General features: G+C 69.1%; 11 protein-coding genes and 1 pseudogene. 7 read left to right on the top strand and 5 right to left on the bottom strand.

The features are described from left to right. The 3 genes and pseudogenes from LXN57_RS40745 to LXN57_RS40740 form a co-directional block, all read left to right on the top strand. Positions 1-300: pseudogene (locus LXN57_RS40745) on the top strand (SPFH domain-containing protein); the annotation flags it as partial. A 113-nt stretch (positions 301-413) separates the two neighbouring features. Then, positions 414-992: a BON domain-containing protein gene (locus tag LXN57_RS48445; RefSeq protein WP_369077301.1), complete on the top strand. Its 579-nt coding sequence runs from the start codon at positions 414-416 to the stop codon at positions 990-992. 118 nt (positions 993-1,110) lie between these two features. Further along, positions 1,111-1,257, top strand: a complete 147-nt coding sequence (locus LXN57_RS40740) for a hypothetical protein (RefSeq protein WP_251803660.1) — start codon at positions 1,111-1,113, stop codon at positions 1,255-1,257. Positions 1,258-1,307: 50 nt separating this feature from the next. Here LXN57_RS40740 and LXN57_RS40735 read toward each other — a convergent pair whose 3' ends face one another. The 4 genes from LXN57_RS40735 to LXN57_RS40720 form a co-directional block, all read right to left on the bottom strand. Then, the gene (locus LXN57_RS40735; protein WP_251803659.1) at positions 1,308-1,745 is read right to left on the bottom strand and encodes a PRC-barrel domain-containing protein; all 438 of its coding nucleotides are present in this window, start codon (positions 1,743-1,745) and stop codon (positions 1,308-1,310) included. 119 nt (positions 1,746-1,864) lie between these two features. After that, a complete protein-coding gene (locus LXN57_RS40730; RefSeq protein ID WP_251803658.1) occupies positions 1,865-2,071 on the bottom strand; it encodes a hypothetical protein in 207 nt (68 codons plus the stop codon). 93 nt (positions 2,072-2,164) lie between these two features. Then, positions 2,165-3,166: a YihY/virulence factor BrkB family protein gene (locus LXN57_RS40725; protein ID WP_251803657.1), complete on the bottom strand. Its 1,002-nt coding sequence runs from the start codon at positions 3,164-3,166 to the stop codon at positions 2,165-2,167. Positions 3,167-3,178: 12 nt separating this feature from the next. Then, entirely contained in the window at positions 3,179-3,853 is a 675-nt protein-coding gene (locus tag LXN57_RS40720) for a hypothetical protein (RefSeq protein WP_251803656.1), read from the bottom strand. A 249-nt stretch (positions 3,854-4,102) separates the two neighbouring features. On the opposite strand from LXN57_RS40720, the gene LXN57_RS40715 reads away from it, so the two are divergent. From LXN57_RS40715 to LXN57_RS40700, 4 genes are all read left to right on the top strand, one after another. Beyond that, positions 4,103-4,975, top strand: a complete 873-nt coding sequence (locus tag LXN57_RS40715) for a hypothetical protein (RefSeq protein WP_251803655.1) — start codon at positions 4,103-4,105, stop codon at positions 4,973-4,975. A gap of 215 nt (positions 4,976-5,190) precedes the next feature. Next, on the top strand, positions 5,191-5,343 hold the full coding sequence (locus LXN57_RS40710) for a hypothetical protein (RefSeq protein WP_251803654.1): 153 nt from the start codon (positions 5,191-5,193) through the stop codon (positions 5,341-5,343). Next, positions 5,343-5,807, top strand: coding sequence for an SPW repeat domain-containing protein (locus LXN57_RS40705; protein ID WP_251803653.1), 465 nt, complete (start codon positions 5,343-5,345; stop codon positions 5,805-5,807). The genes LXN57_RS40710 and LXN57_RS40705 overlap by 1 nt, the downstream gene beginning before the upstream one ends. A gap of 263 nt (positions 5,808-6,070) precedes the next feature. After that, a complete protein-coding gene (locus tag LXN57_RS40700) occupies positions 6,071-7,525 on the top strand; it encodes a phosphatase PAP2 family protein (RefSeq protein ID WP_251803652.1) in 1,455 nt (484 codons plus the stop codon). Between the two features lie 53 nt (positions 7,526-7,578). On the opposite strand, the gene LXN57_RS40695 is transcribed toward LXN57_RS40700, so the two are convergent. Continuing rightward, complete coding sequence (locus LXN57_RS40695; RefSeq protein ID WP_251803651.1) at positions 7,579-8,610, bottom strand: sodium:calcium antiporter; 1,032 nt, start codon at positions 8,608-8,610, stop codon at positions 7,579-7,581. Positions 8,611-8,612: the final 2 nt, after the last annotated feature.

Raw genomic sequence — 8,612 nt, 5'->3', positions numbered from 1 at the left:
CCGCAGATCGCGAACGGCACCGCCAACAAGGTGTGGATCGTTCCGACCGAGCTGACCAAGGCCCTCGAGGGCATGGGCGGCGCGCTGGGCGGCCTGGCCAACATGGCCGGCGACGAACCCACCTCCGCGCTCGACGCGCGGGCGGTCGAACGTGAAGCGGCGGCTGCGTCCGCGGCGGCGGCCGAGGAAGCCGAAAAGGTCAACGTCGACGTGCGCACGGCCGAGGCCCAGGTGTCGGGATCGGCCGGCCTGCAGCCCGGCGGCAGCCCGGCGACGAACCGTCGCGTCGAACGGACGTAAACGAACTCTCATCCCGCGTGTCGTCATGAGACTGTCGTCGTTTCGCCGGGACGCTGTCGGCCGACGATGGCATCGTCGACGGTGTTGCTGTCCGAGTGGAGGAGCGGACCACAATGGTGGGATGGCCTTGGCCGGAGGGTGATCCGGAGTCCCGTGGCGAGGAGCCGGTCATGCCGTCCTCGTCCGTGGACGAGAGGTTGAGCCGGAATGTCACTCAACGACTGAGAGCCGACGCCTCGCACTGCTTCGGTCAGGTCGCAGTCGAAGCGCAGAACGGTGTCGCCCTGCTGTCCGGCGTCGTTGAGTCGCACACCCACCGAGAGATCGCCGGACAGGTAGCGCGTGACACTCAAGGCGTTCGAGATGTGTGCAACATGCTGTCTGTGGCATCGCCGGACGACCGACCGACCGGCGGACGACTGGATCATGAGCGCGTCGGGCTTGCGGGGGAGCGGCCAAAGGCCGGTGACAGAGGGCAAGCCGGAGACACGCCGGTCCCACGCCACCCCACGCGACCGGTGGTGCAACGGCAGACACGGGTAGGAGCCCGGCTTCTGCTCGGCTTCGCGATCTGCTGGTGGCTTCTGTGTGTCCTCCTCGTGACCCTGGGAACGACCGGCATCGTGATCTGGTGTCTTGCCCTGGCGACCGCCCTGGCGGCTTACACGTCACGACGCGGCCGCGGTCGATGATCCCCTTCGCCGGCCTTGCCTCGACAGGTCGAGGGTGCGTCCTCAGACAGCCAGCGGGTGGCGGTCATCAGCGATGAGCAAAGTATCGGCCCTGCGGTTCTCGCGATCAGTGCGAGCGGTGAGGCTGTCAACCGCCGGAGCCGACCGGCAGTTCCGCTCCGGCCTGGCCCCGGGAGGGGTGCTGCATGCCGGCTTGGTCGTCGCCGAGTCCTGGGCCGAGCAGCCGATCACACCGCTGCGGCTGTTCGCCGGCATCCGACAGTGAGCCGCCGTCACCCGCGGGTGACGGCGGCACACTGTGCGACCAGTGGTGGATCACATCGTCGGCGAGTCGCGGTAGCTGCCGGTGTAGTAGTCCCCGACCCGCTCGCGGTACTCGGGCGTACCGAAAGTGTCCTTGTCGTACTCCGGGGAGTCCTTGATCTGGTCCTTGGTGCGGTCGACGTACACCTTGCGGTCGTCGTGGTCGACGCGCTGAACCGTACCGGCGGGCAGCAGCACCTTGCGGCCGAAGATCCACGGGCCGGTGTCTACGACCAGGCAGGCGCTGCCCACGTCGTAGGTGGCCTCGTCGATCTCACCGATGCTGCCGTCGGCGGCCTCTACGTCGTAGCCGGACAGGTCCGCACCGGCCTGTTCGTCCGCACTGATGCTGTCGCCGCGCCCCGCGGCCAGGTCTCCGGTACGACCGTAGCCGCCGCTCAGCACAGATTGGTCGCGCCAGACCCAGGGAGTGAACGCGAAGGGTTGCATGGCCGCCTCCTCAATTCGCTGGTGAATATGTCTTCTCCCTCGGCTGTCCGTATCCCGGTGACGGAACCGTGCCGTCGCATGTCGTTTCCGGGACGACGAAGGGCCGAGGTGGCACGGCGCTATTCGCCTTCTGCGTCGCGGCCGCGGGGCTCCTGCGGGCTGTTGGTCGCAGTGGCGCCGGGACCGTACGGAGACTGCTGGTCGGCCGGCACCTTGCGGTGCTCGGCGCTCGGGCTCTTGCCGGTCGCGCCGTCCGGGCCGTCGCTGTCCTGGACCAGGCGGGTTTCACCGCTGCGGCGCATCTCGGGCTGTTGGACGTTCGGCATGATCGGGCCTCCTTCGGTGACGGTGACCTGGTGTCTTCTCTGAAGGCATCCCCCGTGTGTGCCGGTCTACCCATGACAGTTCTGTGTCAGCGCCTATGAAGAAGCATCGGATGAGGACTCGCGTTTGCGGCGTGCCTGCTGCCGCCCGGCGCGGGTTGACGCGTCAGGTCGTGACTCGTCGATGGCGGCGTTCAGTTCGGCACCGACCAGCACCGCGAGCGCGGTCAGGAAGAAGAACAGCAGGAAGGCGATCGGCGCGCCGATCGGCCCGGCATCGCTCCGCAGGCCCGAGGAGAGGTAAGCACGGAGAGCCGCGCTGCCGCCGATCCAGATGGCCAGGGCGAGCACCGCTCCGGGCAAGTCCCTGGTCCAGCGGGTCTTGACGGGTACCGCGAGGTGATAGAGCGACGTCAGAGCGATCAAGGACAGCAGCACCGCGGTCGGCCAGTAGGCCACGGTGATCAGCCATGTCAGGTCCGGGCCGGGTAGCTCGGACAACAGCCGGGCAAGGATGCCCGGACCCACGATCAGCAGCGGCAGCAGGACCGCGCCGATCAGGAGGGCGGCCACGTAGAGGACGAGGCTCAGCAGCCGGGTACGCCAGAAGCTGCGCAGCCCGTCCATGTCGTAGGCGACCGTGATGGCGGTCAGGTAGTTGCTCAGTGCCGCGGATCCGCTCCACAGGGCGACCAGCAGGCTCAACGACAGGATCCCGGAGTCGCCTTCACGCAAGGTGGTCGTGACCAACGGCTGGACCACGTCTCGTACCGTCGATTCGGTGAAGATGTTGCCGGCCCAGCCGAGGACCGCGGTGGCCACCTGCTCCGCCAGGTCCTCGCCGAGCACGGCACCGATCGGCCCGACGAGGGTGAGCAGAGCGAGCAGCAGCGGAGGCAACGACAGCATCGTCCAGAAGCTCGCCTCGGCGGCCAGGCCGTGCAGCCGGTCGTGCAGCGCTTTCCGTGCTGTCCGCGCGGCCAGCCGGCCGCCGGCACGGACCCGGGTGGTCCACCAGTCCCGCCGACGAGCCGACTCACGGTCTTTCCCTCCGGTGTCCGCGTCGTGGTCCGCGCTGCCGCGTGCGCTGTCGAGCATCGAGTGTTCCCGTCACACGCGTTCCAGGACGATGGGCAGGTCGCCGTCGTCGTTCGGGGTGATGGTGAGGGTGTCGCTGTCACAGGTGTAGGTCCCGGCGTCGAAGAACGGGTCGATGTCGACAGCGTCGCCGGTACGTGCGGCACCGTCACCGGTGTAGTCCTCGAGCGGCACGTTGTCGAAGACACGCGCGGATGCCGGCTCGGTCAGATCGACGGTGAGCCGGGTCTGGTCCCAGTTGATGTCGCCGACCGGCTGCCAGGTGCCGCTCGTGGCCGGTGAAGGGCTGGTGCCCGAGCCGGCGTTCGTGGTCATCGTGCCCGTGGCCCGGCCGCTGTAGGTGAACTTCCCGCTCACTTCGGCTTCACCGAGGCGGGCGGAGAAGACGACAGGGTCCATGCCGTCGAAGGTGATCGCCGTGTCCCCGTCGGTCACGATGGCCACCTGGAACCCGGCGCCGCCGGTCAGATCGGCGTCCGCGGCGCCGCCGTCGGGGGCGGCGGGCAAGCCGGTGCTGCGCCACTGACCGACCGCGCACGCGGCGACGTCGGCCGCCGGTGCGGCACTTGTGGGCGCGGGCTCACCGGTCGCCGACACGTCGGGAGCGGGCGTCGGGTCGTCGTCACCGCAACCGGCCGTCAGGAGAAGTCCAGCGGCCGTGAAGCAGGCGAGAACCTTCTTGTTCATGGGTGGCTCCCCTCTGTTTTCAGTACGCCGGCACCCGCCGGATGCTGTTCGGCGCGACGCACCTCCTCTTCATCCGAGTACCCGCGGTGCGCCCGTCGACCCGGTCGGCCGTACGTCGACGTCGTGACAGTCCGATGACAGACGGCCTCTGCCGGAACCCGGGAACGCCGTGATGCCGTCGTATCCGGAAAAGAACGGACGACGGGGACAACAGCACAGTTCGAATCCGCTGAGAACCAGGAGAAAGCCATGATCAAAATGAGTCACCTGCTGGTATGTGGTTCGACCGCGCTCATGCTCGCCGGTTGTGCCACCTCCGGCAGCGACGATTCCAGCGCGGACCCGACGGCGTCCCCCGAGATGCCGGTGCTGCTGCAGGTGCGCAGTGGCGGCGGTATCGCCGGGATGGGGCCGCCCATCGGTGAGGTGCCGGCAGTGAGCTTGTACGCCGACGGACGTTTGATCACGCCGGGGCCGCAGATCCTCATCTACCCGCCGCCTGCCCTGCCCAGCGTGCAACTGCAGCGGATCGGTGCCGACCGGGCGGAGGCGCTCGCCGGGCAGGCCGTGGCAGCCGGGGTGCGACCGGACACCGACTTCGGTGATCCGCGGACACCCGACGCCACCACCACCTGGATCACCGTGAACAGCGCCGGGACGGAGGCGACCGTAGCGATCACCGCCCTCCGAGAGGCCGACGCCGACGATCCCGATCTCACCGCGGCCCAGCAGGCAGCCCGACAAGAAGTGAAGGCGCTGGTTCGCGAACTCGAAGGACTGCCGACGGCGGAGAGCCTGCCGGAGCCAGAGCCGTACCAGCCGGGTGAGATCGCCGTTCTCGTACGCCCGCACACGCCGGGCAGCCCCGATCCGGCGAGTCCGGCACCGGTCCGAGCCTGGCCCGGGCCGGCGCTGCCCGGTTCCGAGCCGCCCGGTTCCGAGCCGCCCGGAGAGAACTGGACCGGTTGCGTCATCGCCGATGGATCTGACGTGGAAAGGATCCGCTCGGCCGCGGAGGATGCCAGCACCATGACGGCCTGGACCTGGCAGGGCCAGGCATGGCAGGTGGGGATTCGCCCGCTGCTGCCGGACGAGTCGCGATGCGCCGACCTCTCGATGTGAGCTCCGGTACAGCGCTCCGTCCAGGTCGTAGGGGCCCGATGCGCCGAGGATGGCAGCCGCGGCCTGGCCGGGTCTCGCCGCGGGGCAGCTGTCATCGAAGTGAGCGACGTTCGTGTGATTCTCGTGCGGTCGCTCCGCGTAGCGTTCGACCAGAACCGTGATCCCCAGCGTCCATGACCTTTCCGGCCCGGCGGGCCGACGGGAGGAGGACGCACATGCACACGGAATCCGGCGCCCTGAGGCGGCTCGGCGACAGCGATCAGATGCTCGCCGACCCAGCTCAGGACATCCGCGGGTACAAGGTTCACGGGCGCGACGGAAAAGATCGTCGAACTCGAGCGGTATCGCAGATGGAGGAGGTGCTCTGATGGACCCCAGCGCGCGCAGGCAGGCGCCGGCCTCCCAGCCCGGCCCGAAAACAACAGTCCCGGCCGATGAGATGTCGCCGAGGCGTGCTGATCCCGGCTTGCGGCGGGCCGTCCTGGTCAACTGGCTGGTGCTCGCGCTGGGCGGGTGGCTGATGATCTCCGCTTTCCTGTGGGGGCGGGGCACCGTCGGCGGTTTCGGCGCCGGCTGGAGTGACTTTCTGGCCGGCGCGGTCGCGGCCGGTATCGCCGTAGCCCGAATCACCGCTCCACTGCGCACCGTCCCGCTCGGGGTGGTCACCGTTCTGCTCGGTCTCTGGCTGATCGCGGCGCCGTACGCGCTCGGCTACAGCAGCGGCACAGAAGCCGCTGTCGCGACGGCGAACAGCCGGGCGGTCGGGATTACCATCGCCCTGCTGGCGATGTTCGGCATGCTGGCAACGAAGGACGACAGACGCGCTCGCTGAGAGTGGCGTATGCCAGGCCGCCCACACCCGTGATGACCTCCTTGGTCAACGGCATCGAAGTGTCCGTGGTCCGGGTGCCTGCCGGGCCCCACCAGCCATCGCGGCCGGCAGGGACCGTCATCGAATCGACAACTTCGCGATCGCGGGATGACGGGGCCGCTGCGGAACGCCACGGTCTCGTGACAGTGCTGTGACGGTCCGCCATGATGCCGGTTGCCCGTCACACGGACGGGTGTCCGGCGCCGATGCGGTGGTCGAAGGATGTGAATGCCACGACGGTCGAGCAGCGACCAGCCGGCCGGTTCGTCGGGCGCTTGTCGGTTGGTCTGCTGGCTGTGGCCGTGGCCGGCGTGCTGTTCGCGCTGCTGGTGGTGTCGGTGCGGCGGCAGTGGAGCGGGTTGTTCGCGGTGGACCGGGCCGTGGCCGCATGGTTCAACGACATCGTCTCCGGCAGCCGGATCACCGTGAACATGTTGCGCGGGGTGACCGAGTTCGGCGTTCGCAACATGCTCACTCTGGTGCTGGTGGCTGCCACCGGATATCTGCTGGTGCGCCGTCAGCATCGGCTGGCGGTCTACGCGGTCGTCACGAGTCTGGGTGCGCTGATTCTGGACCCGATGGTGAAATTGCTGGTCGAGCGTCTTCGCCCGGTCGTCGACGTGCCCGTGGCGACCGCTCCGGGGCCGAGCTTCCCCAGCGGGCATGCGCTCGGATCGCTGGTGTCCTACGGCGTCCTCATGCTGATCTTTCTGCCGGCGGTGTCGCGACGACACCGGACGGTTCTCGTCGCCGCGACGGCAACGGTGATCGTCGCGGTCGGTGTCACCCGCATCGCTCTGGGCGTGCACTACCTCAGCGATGTGCTCGGCGGGTGGGCTCTCGGGGTGGTCTGGCTCGGTGTCACCGCGGTGGCGTTCCGGCACTGGCGTGCCGAGACCGGCCGCTCGTGGCTCCCGCTCTCCGGCGGACTCGCACCCGAAGCTGCCCCGCAGCTGCGCGCCACCGGGGGTGAGATGGCCCGGGAACCGCATCGATTCCGGGCGGCGGCGTCTCTACTGATCGCCGCGATCCTCGTCGTCGGCGCTCTGTCCGGTGTCGGTGTCCTGGTCACGGCCGTGTTGGCCGACGGCGCGGTGGGCCGTTTCGACCGGGAGGCCGTCGCTTGGTTCGCCGCCCTTCGATCTCCGGACCTGACCCGGGTCATGGACCTGCTCAACATCGCCGGTGACACCGGCCCCATCATCACCGTCACGTTGGGTGCGGGTGTGCTGGCGCTGGCAGTGTTCCGTAGCTGGCGGCCGGTGGTCTTCCTGTGGATTGCCGTCGTCGGTGAGGTCGTCCTCTTCCTGACCATCTCCACTGTTGTGGCGCGGGCACGGCCGGCCGTGCAGCCGCTGCAAACGGATGTGCCGGAGACCGGTAGCTTCCCGTCCGGGCACGTGGCCGGCTCCTTGTGTCTCTATACGGCGATCGCGGTGCTCGTGTGGCAGGCCACCGGCGCACGGGCGTGGCGCGGCCTTGCCGTGGCTGCCGCCGTGCTGCTGCCCGCCGGCGTGGCCTTGGCGAGGCTCTACCGCGGCGTACACCACCCGATGGACGTTGTCGGGAGCGTTCTGCTCGCCGCCGCATGGGTGACAGCCGCGTGGCTGATCCTGCGACCCGTCGCACCGCGCGGCCGGATCTCGTCGTCAGGTCAGGTTGTCGGCGATCTGCGGTAGTCCGCCACGTTGCGGCCTGACAGGCAGGCCACCCTTTCCGGTGCGGCTCGGCTTCACGCGACCCGGAGCACCAGGAGGATCACCGTCGCGACGTACACGAGGGGGATGATGATGCCTTCGAATCCGATGCCGCGCCGGTCGCGCATGATCAATCCGGCCGTGAGGGCCACTGTCATCAGGATCGTGGATCCGGCCAGCAGCAGCGCCGCGGAGGAGGCGTCCGTATAGACCGAACCCCGCAGATAGGTGGCGTCCGCCAGGAAGATCATCAGCGCGTCGAAGGCGTTGCCGCCGATGATGTTGCCGATGCCGAGACTGAGGGCGCCGATGCGTACGGCGGCGATGAGGGTGACGAGTTCGGGTAACGAGGTGATGGCGGTGGTGAGCGTGAATCCGACCAGATCGCTGGGCAGTCCGGTCGCCGCCACCACACCGAGCCCACCCTGACCGATGAGGTATCCGGTGCCGGCCACCGCCGTGGCCAGCGCGGCCAGCCGCCACCACAGCCGGGCGGTGCCGGCACTGTCGTCGGCGTCGTCGTCCGGCTCGTCCTGGCGGGTTTCGGAGGTCTGCTTGGCCTGCCACATCGGCTCGCGTCGCAAACGCTGGAGCAGGCGCAGCCCGTACAGGTAGACCAGCGGGATGGCCAGACTCGCCGGATGCACCCAGCCGATCCGCAGAGCCGGCGTGGCATAGGCCACCACCGGGATACAGAGCAGCGCGATGAGAACCAGCGACTGCAGCACGTTCTCCAGCGACGCTGCCGCATGCTCGATGTTCGACCGCCGGTACAGCAGGTCTGCGATCGCCAGCCACACTGTCTGCACCGCGATCCCGCCCAGCGGGTTCGCCAGGGCGAACTGGGCGTCACCGCCGAGCGAGCCCACCACCGTGGTGCCGATACCCGGCAGCGAGGTCACCGCGCCCAGCAACAGCGCGCCGGCCGCGGCTTCGCCCATCCCGGTCCGGTCGGCCAGCACGTCCACCGTCGTCGCCAGCCGCCGCCCCAGCGACATGATCACCACCAGCGCGACAATCAGCGCGACGACGCTGGGCGCCAGCGGCCACGGCGGACCGCCGATCATCC

Source organism: Paractinoplanes hotanensis, assembly GCF_023717965.1.
Classification (GTDB): domain Bacteria; phylum Actinomycetota; class Actinomycetes; order Mycobacteriales; family Micromonosporaceae; genus Actinoplanes; species Actinoplanes polyasparticus.
This window is presented reverse-complemented; position numbering and strand designations above follow the sequence as displayed.